Genomic DNA, 12,401 nt, shown 5'->3' on the forward strand with positions numbered 1-12,401 from the left:
CGCGTATGTCCACACACAAAGTTGGCCTTGTCTTGAGCCACCCGGCGGCGCCGAGCGCGGCGGCATCCGTACGGTCACCGGTACGGTGCTGTGTGACGGGGCGCACAGTGCCGTGCGTCCTGGCGGCGAAGCGCACCGTGCCGTGCGTCCATCAGCGAACGCGCCGAGGTGGAATGTGAAGGCGATCCGTCGGTTCACCGTCCGTCCCGTTCTCCCCGAACCCCTACGACCGCTCAGCGAGCTGGCCCGCAATCTGCGCTGGTCATGGCATGCGGAGACGCGCGACCTCTTCCAGTCCGCCGACCCGGAGCACTGGGCCTCCTGCGGCGGCGACCCGGTCCGCCTGCTGGGCTGTGTGCCCCCGGCCCGGCTGGCGGAGCTGGCCGCCGACCGGCGCTTCCTGCGCCGCCTGACCGCCGCCGCCGACGACCTGCGCGACTACCTGACCGGCGAGCGCTGGTACCAGGCGCAGCCCGCGGGACTGCCCGCCGGCATCGCCTACTTCTCCCCCGAGTTCGGCATCACCGCGGCCCTGCCGCAGTACTCCGGCGGCCTCGGCATCCTCGCGGGCGACCACCTCAAGGCCGCCAGTGACCTGGGCGTACCCCTGATCGGGGTCGGGCTGCTGTACCGGCACGGATACTTCCGGCAGTCCCTGTCCCGGGACGGCTGGCAGCAGGAGCACTACCCGGTCCTGGACCCCAACGAGCTGCCCGTCACGCAGCTGCGCGAGGCCGACGGCGGCCCTGCCAGGGTCTCGCTCGCCCTGCCCCGCGGCAGGGCCCTGCACGCCCGGATCTGGCTGGCCCAGGTTGGCCGGATCCCGCTGCTCCTCCTCGACTCCGACGTCGAGGAGAACGACCTCGGCGAGCGCCAGGTGACCGACCGGCTGTACGGAGGGGGCAGCGAGCACCGTCTGCTCCAGGAGATGCTGCTGGGTATAGGAGGGGTGCGTGCGGTGCGGACGTACTGCCGGCTCACCGGGCATCCCGGGCCGGAGGTGTTCCACACCAACGAGGGACACGCGGGCTTCCTCGGCCTGGAGCGGATCGCGGAGCTGGGCGACCAGGGCCTGGACTTCGACGCGGCCCTGGAGGCGGTGCGCGCGGGCACGGTCTTCACCACCCACACGCCCGTCCCGGCCGGCATCGACCGCTTCGACCGGGAGCTGGTCGCCCGGCACTTCGGGCCCGACGCCGAGCTGCCCCGCATCGACGTCGAACGCGTCCTCGGGCTGGGCATGGAGACCTACCCGGGCGGCGAGCCGAACCTGTTCAACATGGCGGTGATGGGGCTCAGGCTCGCCCAGCGCGCCAACGGGGTGTCCCTGCTGCACGGGCAGGTCAGCCGGGAGATGTTCGCCGGTCTCTGGCCGGGCTTCGGGCCCGAGGAGGTGCCGATCACCTCGGTCACCAACGGGGTGCACGCCCCGACCTGGGTGGCGCCCGAGGTGTTCCGGCTCGGCGCCCGGCAGATCGGCGCCCAGCGGGCCGAGGACGCGCTGTCCGTGGGCGGCTCCGACCGCTGGGACTCGGTGGCCGACATCCCCGACGAGGACATCTGGGAGCTGCGCCGCGAGCTGCGCGAGCAACTGGTGAGCGAGGTGCGCCACCGGGTGGCGGCGGCCTGGCGGCAGCGCGGCGCGGGCCCGGCCGAGCTGGGCTGGGTCGACGGCGTGCTGGATCCCGAGGTGCTGACCATCGGCTTCGCGCGCCGGGTCCCCTCGTACAAGCGGCTCACGCTGATGCTGCGCGACCGGGACCGGCTGATGGACCTGCTGCTGCACCCCGAGCGGCCGGTGCAGATCGTGGTCGCGGGCAAGGCGCACCCGGCGGACGACGGTGGCAAGCGGCTCATCCAGGAGCTGGTGCGCTTCGCCGACGACCCGCGGGTGCGGCACCGGATCGTGTTCCTGCCGGACTACGGCATGGCGATGGCGCAGAAGCTGTACCACGGCTGCGACGTCTGGCTGAACAATCCGCTGCGCCCGCTGGAGGCGTGCGGCACCTCCGGGATGAAAGCCGCGCTCAACGGCTGCCTCAACCTGTCGGTGCTGGACGGCTGGTGGGACGAGTGGTATCAGAGCGACTTCGGCTGGGCCGTTCCGACCGCGGACGGCGGCTCGCCGCTGCCCGCGACGGCGGGGGCGGAGGCCGATCACCGCGACGAGGTCGAGGCCGCCGCGCTGTACGAGCTGCTGGAGCGGCGCATCGCGCCCCGCTTCTACGAGCGCGGCCGGGCCGGGCTGCCCGACCGCTGGATCGAGATGGTCCGCAGGACGCTGACCCTGCTGGGACCGAAGGTGCTGGCCGGACGCATGGTCCGGGAGTACGTCGAGCGGCTGTACACCCCGGCCGCGCACGCGCACCGCGCCCTGGACGCCTCGGCGGCGCGTGAGCTGGCGGCCTGGAAGGCGCGGGTGCGGGCGGGCTGGCACGAGGTGAGCGTCGACCATGTGGAGACGTCCTGCCCGCCGGCCGAGCGCACCGGGCGGTCCGCGTCCACGGCCACCGCGGAGCTGGGCGCGACCCTGGGGCTGCGGGTGCGGGTCGGTCTCGGGCCCCTCGGCCCCGAGGACGTGCAGGTGCAGGCGGTGTCCGGACGGGTCGACGAGGAGGACCGGATCACGGACCCGTCCGTGGTCGCGCTGAAACCGGCGGGCGCCCCCGACGCGGACGGCCGCTGGGTCTTCGAGGGCCCGCTCTCGCTCGACCGCACCGGCCCCTACGGCTACACCGTCCGGATCCTCCCGGACCACCGCCTGCTCGCCTCGCCCGCCGAACTCGGCCTGGTCACGGTGCCGCCGCAGGACGCGGGCGGCGACGGGGCGGGGGTGCTGCTGCGCTGAAACGGCGCGGGCGGAACGGGCCGGCGGGCGGGCCGGTGGTCAGGCGGTCAGGTGCCGTCCTCCAGGCCGGCGCACAGGCGGCGCAGCACGGTGCCGCAGCGGCGGGCGTAGGCGTGCTGGAAGCCGCGGGTGGCCGGGCCGCCCGCGCGGGCGTACCACCTGGCGGGGCGGCTGAAGGCGGTCACGGTCAGCCAGACCGTGCCGTCGCCGGTGCGGTCGACGACGAAGGACTCCTCGCCGCTCTCGGGGTGGCCGGGCAGGGTGCCGTACGCCCATCCGGCCCGGCGCGGTTCCTCGGTGGTCCAGACCACCCGGCAGGGGGCCTTGATCAGCCCGGCGAGGGTGACGGTGACCTCGGCGCCGGGGGCGGCGCGCTCGGCGGTGGTGTCGATGCCCACTCCGGCGGCGCGGTGCAGCTCCCAGGTGAACACGGCCTCGGCGGCCCGCCGGAACACCTCCTCGCCCTCGCCGATGCGGGTGCGCACGTGCAGCGGGCGGAAGCCGGGCGGGCAGTGGCCCTGTTCGCGGGTCGCACCGACCTCCTCGTAGGTGAAGTCCTGGGGAGCCATGGGATCCAAGGGTAGGGCGGAACCCGGGAGACGCGCGTCCCGGGTTCCGCCCGTGGTGTCGTGCGGCCGGTGGGTCAGTTGACGTTGACCCCGGACCAGGCGGCTCCGACCGCCTTGTACTCGGTGCTGGAGGCGCCGTACAGGGCCGACGCCGCGTTCAGGGTCGCCGTGCGGGCGGCCTTGTAGTTGGTGGTCGACGTCATGTACGTGGTGAGCGCCTTGTACCAGATCTGGAGGGCCTTGTCCCGGCCGATGCCGGTGACCTTGGCGCCGTTGGACGTCGGCGAGTTGTAGCTGACGCCGTTGACCGTCTTCGCGCCGCTGCCCTCGCTCAGCAGGTAGAAGAAGTGGTTGGCGACGCCGGAGGAGTAGTGCACGTCCTTGTTGCCGACGGTGGAGGACCAGTAGTCCGCCGAGGCGCCGTCCTTGCTGGGCTTGTCCATGTAGCGCAGCGGGGAGCCGTCCCCGTTGATGTTGATCTTCTCGCCGATCAGGTAGTCGCCCTTGTCGGCGGAGTTGTTGGCGAACCACTCGACGCCGGTGCCGAAGATGTCGGAGGTCGCCTCGTTCAGACCGCCGGACTCACCGGTGTAGTTGAGTCCCGCGGTGTTGGAGGTGACACCGTGGCTCATCTCGTGTCCCGCGACGTCCAGCGCGGTCAGCGGGTGGGTGTTGCCCGAGCCGTCGCCGTACGTCATGCAGAAGCAGCTGTCGTCCCAGAAGGCGTTGACGTAGTTGCTGCCGTAGTGGACGCGGGAGTAGGCGCCCTGGCCGTTGTTCTTGATGCCGTTGCGGCCGAAGGTGCTCTTGTAGAAGTCCCAGGTCTCCTGGGCGCCGTAGGCGGCGTCGGCCGCGGCCGTCTGGTCGGAGGTGGAGCTGGAGGCGGCGCCGGTGCCCCACACGTCGTCGGCGTCGGTGAAGAGCGTGCCGGTGCCGGACGTCTTGCGGGCCAGGTTGTACGTCTTGTGACCGCCGCGCGAGCCGTCGGTCAGCTGGTACGTGGAGCCGGACTTGGTGGTGGTCAGGGTCACCTGGCCCGAGTACAGCGTCTTGCCGGTGCCGGTCTCGATGCCCTGGTACTCGTAGAGCTTCTTGCCGGTGGCGGCGTCGGTGATGACGTGCAGCTGGTTCGGGGTGCCGTCGTCCTGGAGGCCGCCGACGACCGTCTCGTAGGCGAGGACGGGCGTGCCGTTGCCCGCCCAGATCACCTTGCGCGGGGCCTGGTCTGCGGTGGTCTGCGCCGAACCGGCGTCCTTGGCGAGGCCCACGGCCTGCTGCTCGGCCTTGGCCGCGGCGACCTTCGGCGTGAGCGAGGCGACCTTGATGGCCGCGTTGTTGGCCTTGGTGACGCCTTCGGTGGCACCAGACTTCGCGGTGTGCACGATCAGGTCGCCGCCGAGGACCGGCAGGCCCGCGTAGGTGCGCTCGTAGCGGGTGTGGACCGTGCCGTCGGCGTCCTTGACGACATCCTTGACGACCAGCTTCTCCTGGGCGCCGAGACCTATCTGCCGGGCGGTGCCGGACGCGTCGGCCTGCGCCTGCTGGAGCAGGGCGGTACGGGCGGAGGCGGTGAGCGCGGTGGGGGCCGCGGCCGGGGTGACCGGGGACTGCGCCGAGGCGCTGGTGGTCACGGCGGTGCTGAGCAGGGCTCCGGCGGCGACGGCGGTGGCGACGGCCAGCGTGGTGCGCTTGTGACGCATGAGGCGGGGGGTCACACAAGCTCCTTATGTGGGGGAGCCCGGTCGGCGTGGGGGTGCCGGCCGGACGGAAGGTCGGTTGCTGTGCTCGTGCGGCGGGTGCAGAGAGAGTGACATCAAGGGCGCGTACATGTCAGGACCCCGAGGTGATGTTGGCCGAAAAATGACTGTCCGATTCGTGTTTCGACCATGTGAACGGGCGCCGCCCCGGGTGCTTCCTCGCCGCCGGCGGCGCCCTGCCCTCGGGGAGTCGGGGCCCGGCGGGGGACCGAGGTCCCCCACCGGGCGGCGCCTCGCCCGGCTTTACGGGAAGGTCAGCTTCCAGCCGTCGATGTACCCGGTGTCGCCGGGGCCCTTGTCCTGGACGCGCAGCTTCCAGGTGCCGTTGGCCGCCACCGAGGACGCGTTGACCGTGTAGGTCTGGTGCACGTCCGGGGTCGGGTCGTAGCCGCTGCTCTTCAGCCGGGCCGTGGCGCCGTTCGGGGCGACCAGGTCGATCTGGAGGTCACCGCTCCAGGAGTGCACGATGTCCACCGAGACCTGGAGGTTGGACGGCGCGTTGCCGGTGCGCCCGGAGACCGTGATGGACGAGGTGACCGCCGAACCGTAGTCCGGGATGTTCACGTCCGCGGTGCTCTCGAACGAGGAGCCGCCTCCGGGCGGGTCGCCGCCGCCGGGGCGCGCACCGACCGCGACGCCCGCCCAGGCGTCCTGCACGGCCTTGTACTCGGTGCTGGAGGTGCCGTACAGCTCACCGGCCGCCGCGAGCGTACCGGTGCGGGCCGAGGCGTAGTTGGTGGTCGAGGTGAACTTGGTGGTCAGCGCCCGATACCAGATCTGGAGGGCCTTGTCCCGGCCGATGCCGGTGACCGGCAGCCCGTCCGCGGTGGGCGAGTCGTAGTTGACGCCGTTGATCGTCTTGGCGCCGCTGCCCTCGCTCAGCAGGTAGAAGAAGTGGTTGGCGATGCCGGACGAGTAGTGCACGTCCTTGTTGCCCACGCCCGAGTACCAGGAGTCGGCGGAGGCGCCGTCCTTGCTGGGCTTGTCCATGTAGCGCAGCGGGGTGCCGTCGCCGTTGATGTCGATCTTCTCGCCGAGGAGGTAGTCGCCCTTGTCGGTGGCGTTGTTGGCGTACCACTCGACGCCGGTGCCGAAGATGTCGGAGGTCGCCTCGTTCAGGCCGCCCGACTCGCCGCTGTAGTTGAGGCCGGCCGTGTTGGAGGTGACGCCGTGGCTCATCTCGTGCCCGGCGACGTCCAGTTCGGTCAGCGGGTCGTTGTTGCCCGAGCCGTCGCCGTACGTCATGCAGAAGCAGCTGTCGTCCCAGAACGCGTTCACGTACGCGTTGCCGTAGTGGACGCGGGAGTACGCGGCCTGGCCGTTGTTCTTGATGCCGTTGCGGCCGAAGGTGTCCTTGTAGAAGTCCCACGTCATCGCGGCGCCGTAGTGGGCGTCGGCGGCGGCGGTGGCCGCGTTCGACGTCGTGCCGTTGCCCCAGGTGTCGTTGGACTGGGAGAACAGCGTGCCGGTGCCGGACGAACCGTGGTTCAGGTTGTACGTCTTGTGGCCGCCGCGCGCCCCGTCGTTCAGGGTGTACGTCGAGCCGGACTGGGTCGTCGTCAGCGAGACCTGGCCGCTGTACTGGGTGTTGCCGACACCGGTCTCGATGCCCTGGTACCGGAACAGCTCCTTGCCCGTGCTCGCGTCGGTGATGACGTGCAGCTGGTTCGGGGTGCCGTCGTCCTGGAAGCCGCCGATCACCGTCTCGTAGGCCAGCACCGGCTTGCCGGTGGCCGCCCAGATCACCTTGCGGGAGGACTGGTCCACCGACGCCTTGCTGCTGCCCAGCGCCTTGGCCTGCTGCACCGCGTGCTGCTCGACGGTCGCCTTCGCCACCTTCGGGGTGAGGCTCGCGACCTTCACCGCCGCGTTCGTCGCCTTGAGCACCCGCTCGGTCTTCCCCGAGGCCGCGCTGTCGACGATCAGGTCGCCGCCGAGAACCGGCAGGCCCGCGTAGGTGCGCTCGTAGCGGGTGTGGACCGTGCCGTCGGCGTCCTTGACGACGTCCTTGACGGCCAGCTGCTCCTGGGCGCCCAGGCCCAGGTCCTTGGCGGTGCGGGCCTTGGCGCCGTCCGCGTCCCGGATCAGCTCGGCGCGCTGCGAGGCGGTGAGCTTCACGGCGACGTGCGCCGGGGCGAGCTTGACCGCGTGCGGCGCCGGCGCGGCACTCGCGGCGCCGGACTGGACGGCGGTGGCGACGAGCGCGGCGACACCGGCCAGGGCGATGCCCGCGGCCCGGCGGTGGGTGATGTGGGAGGTGCGTCTGCGAGAGCTGCTGCTACTCAACACTGACTCCTTCTGCGTGGCCACGGGTCGCGCGGCCAGGGGGGAGGTCCGGACGCGCGGTGAGCCGTCCGGGCAGAACTGCGTGGAACGCGGAACCAGGTGCGACGTGCGAGGTGCCGGCCGCGTCGCCGTCGTGAAGAAGTGGGGGGTGCTGTGGGGTGACGGTGAACGGCCGAGGGGAAGATTGGCAGGAGCGGCCGTGGCTTGTCAGGAGCGCGTCATCAAGTTGGCTGGAAAACGTTCGTTGTCCGGAAGTTCATGTTCGGTATACGGATCGGACGCCGGGCGGACGGCACGGCGGGAGAGGGCCGGGCCCGGACGGGCCCGACCTGGGCCGATCACCGCCTCAGGAGGGACCGGCGGTGCGGGCCGGGCCGCTCGGGGCCGGTCCGTCCCCGGTCATACGGCGGGCCGCCACCGGAGTCATCCACAACCGGACGGTCCGGTCACCGGCCCCGGTGGCGAGAAGGGTGCCGTCGGGGGAGAACGCCAGCGCGTGCACATCGTCCCGGTGCCCGGTCAGGGGCTCGCCCACCGGCTCGCGGGCGACCGGGTCCCACAGCCGCACCGCGCCGTCCTCGCAGGCCCCGGCCAGCAGGGCGCCGTCCGGTGAGAAGGCCACCGCGCGGACCGTCCCGTGGCGCCCGGTGAGCGGCGGCCCGGTCACCGCGCGCGTGGCCGGGTCCCACAGCCGGACCAGCGTGCCGGGGCCCCCGGCGGCCAGGAGGCGGCCGTCGGGCGAGAACGCCAGCGCGGTCGTGGCGTCCTGACGGCCGGTCGGCAGCCTGGCCGCCAACACGTGCGTGACCGGATCCCACAGGCTCACCCAGCCGTCCCGGCTGCTGGTGGCCAGCAGGGCTCCGCCGGGGGAGAACGCCACCGCGACGACCAGATCGCTCGCCCCCAGCGGGGGCAGGGCCATGGGATGGCCCCGCCCGACGGCGTGCGCGACGGCCCGCGTGGCGAGGCATCCGGCACTCGGGGCGGGAGAGCGGCCGGTCTCCGGGGCCGGAGGGCCGGGCGGGGGTGCGGTCCCGGCGGGGGCGGCCGTGGGCGGCGGTTCGTGGTTGCCCCGGGGCTGGGCGCCGGCGGGCGGCCGGGGCGAGACGGGAGGCCCGGGGGCGTCGGGTGGCCCGGGGTCGGCGGGGTGCGTGTGGGGCGGCGGCGGGTCCACGGGGCCCGCGGGGCCCGCGGGGCCCGCGGTGGCGGCCGTACGGGCGCTCGCGGCGCGGTGGCTTCTGCGGGCCGCCCGCGCCTGGGTGAGGGCCACCCACCGCTCGTGCCACGGATCCAGTTCGGCCGCCCCGTAGGCCGGCGGCGCGCACTCCTTGCCGTACCGGTCCCAGGACATCAGCGCCCGGACGAGCCAGACCAGCTTGTTCAGCCCGGTGTAGCCGCCGTTGAACAGGGTGCTCTGCGTGGCGGGCGGCAGGGAGGCGCGCTCGTCGGCGAAGAGCTTCGCGGCCCGCTTCTCGATGGTCCGCAGGGACGGATCGCCCGCCCGCACCTTCAGCTCCCGCAGCAGCCGGGACTGCTCGCGCAGCAGTTCCTCGACGGTGTCCGTGCCCGGGGCCGCGCGGGTGCCCGTGTCCCCGGCCGCGTGCGGCTCGTGACGCCTGGCCGCGTGCGGCTCGTGGCCCCTGTCCGCGTGCGCCTCATGTGTGTGTTCCATGACCGCCGTCCCCCGACATCGCGTCGTGACGAGCCAGGTTAGAGGAGCCGGGCCGTACGGCACCGAATCCGGCGGAACATTTCCGAACGGCGCGGGACGGTGCTGCGCGTACGCCGCGCTCCGCCGCCGTACGGCGGCGCGGGCCCGCCGACCGGGCTTCTCCGGGCTTGTTCGGTCCGCCGCGCCGAAGGCCCGGTGGGCGGCACAGTCGGAGCATGACCACGACTCGGACACCCCAGCCCGCCGGTTCCTCCCCTCAGGAGCCCCCGGCCCCGCCGTTCCTCTCCCTGCACACCACCGTCGTCCTGCTCGCGGCGGTCGTCATCGGACTCGTCATGGGCTTCCTCACCGCCCGCACCGGCGCCCCGGTGGCCGCCGCGGTCATCGCCGGACTGACCAGTTCCGGCGCGAGCGTGCCCGTGCTGCGCGGCCTCATCCGGTGACAGGGCGGGCTCCGCCCCTCCCGCACGCACGAGCGCCCGCCGGTTCCGCCGACGGGCGCTCGCACGTGGTGCTTCGGGCGCGGTCAGTCGTCGGCGCCGGTGTGCAGGACCGCGAACAGCCCCCGGACGCGGGTGCCGTCCGGCTGCCGCCAGGGGCCGGCGACATGGCCGGCGGCCGTCGGCGGGCGGACCGGGGCGCCGTCCGGGGCCGGGCTCAGGGCGCGGACCAGCCGGAGCACGGTGCCCTCGGGCGCGGTCAGTTCGGTGGCCTCCGGGGTGTCGGTGACCGTCGGGAAGACGGCGGCGGCCGGGGCCGTGCCCGTGTACGAGCGGACGATCTCGTGGTCCGGGGTGTCGCTGACGCGCTGTGCCTGCGCCTGGGCCGTGCCCTCGATCAGCGCGGCCAGCCGGGCGGCCAGCACCGGGTCGTGGCAGCCGTCGTAGGCCCAGCGCCTGCCCAGCACCCCGTGCTCCATGGTGCCGACCAGCGCGTGTCCGGCGCCGTCGAGCGGGGCGCCGCGGTAGGTGAGGGGCACCAGATAGGCGGCCGGGCTCGGGCCGGAGGTGTCGTTGACGACGAGGAACTCGATGCCGACCTCGCCGCTCGGGTCGTCCAGGCGGAAACCGCCCGCGTTGCTCAGCTCCGGCCGCGGGGCGCCGCCGTACCACGGGCGCGAGGGCAGCCAGGCGGTGAGCAGTTCGAGCTTGGTGGGCTCAAGGGTGGTGCGGTGGATGACGGCCATGCCGGGGATTCTCCTGCGTCGGGGTCGAGGGACGGGCCCTGGGTGCGCGATCTTCCCCAGCCTCGCATCAACGGCCCGCGCCGTCCGCCGTTTCCGTCCGCAGCGCACCGGCCACCAGGCCCCGCAGCTCCGCGGGCGACACCTGCCCGCCGTGCACCAGCCGGTCGAAGACCAGGCCGTCCACGCAGGTCAGCAGGGTGACCGTACGGGCCTCCGCGGCCGCCTCCGGGACGCCGTGCGCGGTCAGGACGGCGCGTACGGCCTCCCGTGCCGTGTTCTCGCGCGGGGTGAGGATCTCGCGGAGTTCGGGGTGGTGCACGCTCTCGATCGCGCACGCGTAGCGGGCCAGCGAGCGCTGCCGCCCCTCGCCCGTCAGGCGCTGCGCGGTGAGAGCGGCGAGGCCCGCTACCAGGTCCGCCGCGTCGCGCGGCACCGGCGCCCGCCGCGCCGCCTCCTCCAGCTCCGCCTGGTCGAGGGCGACCAGGCGCCGGACCAGGGCGGTGAGCAGGGCGCGGCGCGTGCGGTAGTACGCGGAGGTGGTGCCGGACGGCAGTCCGGCCGCGCGGTCCACGGCGCGGTGGGTGAGGCCGCGCATGCCGTGGGCGGCCAGCACGCCGACGGCCGCGTCGGCGAGGGCGGTGCGCCGGTCGGTACGGGGGAGAGGGCGGCCGGTGGGGTGGGCCGCGGGGTGGTCGGCTGGCTGGTCGGTGGGCTCGGGCACCCCCTATTTCTACACCTGTAGAGGGCGGGAGTACGCTTCTTCTACAGATGTAGAAGCCCGGCGACGGGCGTGCGCCACGGGAGAGGGGAACCGTCATGGGCGGCACCGCGGTGGTGGTGGGCGGCGGCATCGGCGGGCTGGCCGCGGCGATCGGCCTGCGCGCGGTCGGCTGGGAGGTGGTGGTCGCCGAACGCGCCCCGGTCCTCGCCGATGTGGGCGCGGGCATCTCCCTGCACGCCAACGGCATGCGCGCCCTGGACGCCCTCGGCGCGGGCGAGGCCGTACGCGCCGCCGCCCGGCCCCAGTACACCGGCGGCACCCGCGCCCCCGGCGGCCGCTGGCTGGCCCGGATGGACGGCACCGTCCTCGAACGCCGGCTGGGCACGCCCATCGTCGGCATCCCGCGCGCCGACCTGCACCGCGCCCTGCGCGCCGCCCTGCCCGAGGGGTGCCTGCGCACCGGCGCCGAGGTGCGGTCCGTCGACGACAGCGACGGCGGGCGGGTGCGGGTGCTCCTGGACGGGACCGGCGGCGAAAGCGCCACCGCCACCGGCACGGGAGACGTGCTCGACGCCGATCTGGTCGTCGCCGCCGACGGCGTGGGCAGCCGGCTGCGCCGCCGGCTCTTCCCGGACCACCCCGGGCCCGCCTACAGCGGCTCGACCGTGCTGCGCGCCGTCACCGCGCACCCGGTGGAGCTGCGCACCGACTTCGCGCTCACCTGGGGCAGGGGGGCCGAGTTCGGGCACATCGCCTTCCGCGACGGCCGCGCGGAATGGCACGCGGTGCTCGACGCGCCGCCCGGTGTGCGCCCCGCCGACCCGCTCGCCGCGCTGCGCCGCCGCTTCGCCGACTGGCACGAGCCCGTCCCGGCGCTGCTGGCCGCCACCCGGCCCGAGGCCGTACTGCACCACGACATCCACGAACTCACGGTGCCGTTGCCCGCCTTCACCGCGGGCCGCGTCGCCCTGCTCGGCGACGCCGCCCACGCCATGACCCCGCACCTCGGCCAGGGCGCCTGCCAGGCCCTGGAGGACGCGGTCACCCTCGCCGCCGCGCTCGCCGCGGAGCCGTCCACCGCGCGGGCGCTGGCCCGTTACGACGCCGAGCGCCGCCCGCGCAGCCAGGCCGTGGCCCGCGCCGCCCGCCGGGCCGGCCGGATGGGGCAGCGGCTGGCCCGCCCGGCGGCCGTCGCCCTGCGCAACACCGCCCTCCGGCTGGCCCCCGACACCGTCACGATGCGGGCCGTCCTCCGGCACGCCGACTGGACCCCGCCCGCGCTGCCCTGACCGTCCCGGCGCCCGCGGTCCCGTGCCGCGCGGCGCTTTCGGCACTCCCGCGCCCGCCCTGCCCTCCGGGCGG

9 protein-coding genes are annotated in these 12,401 nt (G+C 74.1%); 3 read left to right on the plus strand and 6 right to left on the minus strand.

The features are described 5' to 3' along the window. Nucleotides 1-175 precede the first annotated feature (175 nt). Nucleotides 176-2,848, plus strand: coding sequence for a glycosyltransferase family 1 protein (locus R4Z62_RS23495; protein ID WP_491520812.1), 2,673 nt, complete (start codon nucleotides 176-178; stop codon nucleotides 2,846-2,848). A gap of 47 nt (nucleotides 2,849-2,895) precedes the next feature. Here R4Z62_RS23495 and R4Z62_RS23500 read toward each other — a convergent pair whose 3' ends face one another. The 4 genes from R4Z62_RS23500 to R4Z62_RS23515 all read right to left on the minus strand — a co-directional run bounded on the left by R4Z62_RS23500 (nucleotide 2,896) and on the right by R4Z62_RS23515 (nucleotide 9,132). Continuing rightward, entirely contained in the window at nucleotides 2,896-3,417 is a 522-nt protein-coding gene (locus R4Z62_RS23500) for a DUF1990 domain-containing protein (RefSeq protein ID WP_355479630.1), read from the minus strand. A gap of 74 nt (nucleotides 3,418-3,491) precedes the next feature. Next, nucleotides 3,492-5,132 carry a M4 family metallopeptidase gene (locus tag R4Z62_RS23505; RefSeq protein WP_491520813.1) on the minus strand — a complete coding sequence of 547 codons (1,641 nt, stop codon included), beginning with the start codon at nucleotides 5,130-5,132 and terminating at the stop codon, nucleotides 3,492-3,494. 285 nt (nucleotides 5,133-5,417) lie between these two features. After that, complete coding sequence (locus R4Z62_RS23510; protein ID WP_491520814.1) at nucleotides 5,418-7,460, minus strand: M4 family metallopeptidase; 2,043 nt, start codon at nucleotides 7,458-7,460, stop codon at nucleotides 5,418-5,420. A 346-nt stretch (nucleotides 7,461-7,806) separates the two neighbouring features. Beyond that, nucleotides 7,807-9,132, minus strand: coding sequence for a WD40 repeat domain-containing protein (locus tag R4Z62_RS23515; protein WP_491520815.1), 1,326 nt, complete (start codon nucleotides 9,130-9,132; stop codon nucleotides 7,807-7,809). Between the two features lie 215 nt (nucleotides 9,133-9,347). Here R4Z62_RS23515 and R4Z62_RS23520 point away from each other — a divergent pair, with 215 nt between their 5' ends. Beyond that, the gene (locus R4Z62_RS23520) at nucleotides 9,348-9,575 is read left to right on the plus strand and encodes a hypothetical protein (RefSeq protein ID WP_064535340.1); all 228 of its coding nucleotides are present in this window, start codon (nucleotides 9,348-9,350) and stop codon (nucleotides 9,573-9,575) included. An 83-nt stretch (nucleotides 9,576-9,658) separates the two neighbouring features. Here the strand turns inward: R4Z62_RS23520 and R4Z62_RS23525 are convergent, their stop codons facing one another. Beyond that, nucleotides 9,659-10,318, minus strand: coding sequence for a maltokinase N-terminal cap-like domain-containing protein (locus tag R4Z62_RS23525; RefSeq protein WP_491520816.1), 660 nt, complete (start codon nucleotides 10,316-10,318; stop codon nucleotides 9,659-9,661). 67 nt (nucleotides 10,319-10,385) lie between these two features. Continuing rightward, nucleotides 10,386-10,931: a TetR/AcrR family transcriptional regulator gene (locus R4Z62_RS23530; protein ID WP_355479643.1), complete on the minus strand. Its 546-nt coding sequence runs from the start codon at nucleotides 10,929-10,931 to the stop codon at nucleotides 10,386-10,388. Nucleotides 10,932-11,134: 203 nt separating this feature from the next. On the opposite strand from R4Z62_RS23530, the gene R4Z62_RS23535 reads away from it, so the two are divergent. Further along, nucleotides 11,135-12,328 (plus strand): FAD-dependent monooxygenase, encoded by a 1,194-nt coding sequence (locus R4Z62_RS23535; RefSeq protein ID WP_491520817.1) that lies wholly within the window; start codon nucleotides 11,135-11,137, stop codon nucleotides 12,326-12,328. Nucleotides 12,329-12,401 lie beyond the last annotated feature (73 nt).

This window comes from Streptomyces sp. PL-25, assembly GCF_058344915.1.

Bases quoted from the DNA above. Each gene is read 5' to 3' on its own strand.
- R4Z62_RS23520 (WP_064535340.1), top strand. From the start codon at position 9,348: ATGACCACGACTCGGACACCCCAGCCCGCCGGTTCCTCCCCTCAGGAG.
- R4Z62_RS23500 (WP_355479630.1), bottom strand. From the start codon at position 3,417: ATGGCTCCCCAGGACTTCACCTACGAGGAGGTCGGTGCGACCCGCGAA.
- R4Z62_RS23515 (WP_491520815.1), bottom strand. From the start codon at position 9,132: ATGGAACACACACATGAGGCGCACGCGGACAGGGGCCACGAGCCGCAC.
- R4Z62_RS23535 (WP_491520817.1), top strand. From the start codon at position 11,135: ATGGGCGGCACCGCGGTGGTGGTGGGCGGCGGCATCGGCGGGCTGGCC.
- R4Z62_RS23525 (WP_491520816.1), bottom strand. From the start codon at position 10,318: ATGGCCGTCATCCACCGCACCACCCTTGAGCCCACCAAGCTCGAACTG.